General features: G+C 57.7%; 1 rRNA gene. It reads left to right on the forward strand.

Going from position 1 to position 1398, the window contains the following annotated elements:
* Positions 1-1398, forward strand: a 16S ribosomal RNA gene (locus ACEWFR_RS23715); the annotation flags it as partial.

The raw sequence follows: 1398 nt of genomic DNA on the forward strand, positions 1-1398 counted from the left end.
AGCCATGCTAGTTGCACGAGTTCAGACTCGTAGCAGATAGCTCAGTAACACGTGGCCAAACTGCCCTATAGACGGCGATAACCTCGGGAAACTGAGGCTAATAGCCGATACCGTTCACTGCCTGGAGTGGCGTGAACGCGAAACGTTCAGGCGCTATAGGATGTGGCTGCGGCCGATTAGGTAGACGGTGGGGTAACGGCCCACCGTGCCTATAATCGGTACGGGTTGTGAGAGCAAGAGCCCGGAGACGGTATCTGAGACAAGATACCGGGCCCTACGGGGCGCAGCAGGCGCGAAACCTTTACACTGCACGCGAGTGCGATAAGGGGACTCCGAGTGCGAGGGCATATAGTCCTCGCTTTTTTCGACCGTAAGGTGGTCGAGGAATAAGTGCTGGGCAAGACCGGTGCCAGCCGCCGCGGTAATACCGGCAGCACGAGTGATGACCGCTATTATTGGGCCTAAAGCGTCCGTAGCTGGCCAGGCAAGTCTATCGGGAAATCTGCGCGCTTAACGCGCAGGCGTCCGGTGGAAACTGCATGGCTTGGGACCGGAAGACCAGAGGGGTACGTCCGGGGTAGGAGTGAAATCCCGTAATCCTGGACGGACCACCGGTGGCGAAAGCGCCTCTGGAAGACGGATCCGACGGTGAGGGACGAAAGCTCGGGTCACGAACCGGATTAGATACCCGGGTAGTCCGAGCTGTAAACGATGTCTGCTAGGTGTGGCACAGGCTACGAGCCTGTGCTGTGCCGTAGGGAAGCCGAGAAGCAGACCGCCTGGGAAGTACGTCCGCAAGGATGAAACTTAAAGGAATTGGCGGGGGAGCACTACAACCGGAGGAGCCTGCGGTTTAATTGGACTCAACGCCGGACATCTCACCAGCATCGACAATGTGCAGTGAAGGTCAGATTGATGATCTTACTGGAGCCATTGAGAGGAGGTGCATGGCCGCCGTCAGCTCGTACCGTGAGGCGTCCTGTTAAGTCAGGCAACGAGCGAGACCCACATCCTTAATTGCCAGCAACACCCTTGTGGTGGTTGGGTACATTAGGGAGACTGCCAGTGCCAAACTGGAGGAAGGAATGGGCAACGGTAGGTCAGTATGCCCCGAATGTGCTGGGCGACACGCGGGCTACAATGGCCAAGACAGTGGGATGCAACCCCGAAAGGGGGCGCTAATCTCCGAAACTTGGTCGTAGTTCGGATTGAGGGCTGAAACTCGCCCTCATGAAGCTGGATTCGGTAGTAATCGCGCTTCAGAAGAGCGCGGTGAATACGTCCCTGCTCCTTGCACACACCGCCCGTCAAAGCACCCGAGTGGGGTCCGGATGAGGCCCTGATTCCAGGGTCGAATCTGGGCTCCGCAAGGGGGCTTAAGTCGTAACAAGGTAACCG

It is taken from the genome of Natrinema sp. H-ect4 (assembly GCF_041894845.1).
Classification (GTDB): Archaea; Halobacteriota; Halobacteria; order Halobacteriales; family Natrialbaceae; genus Natrinema.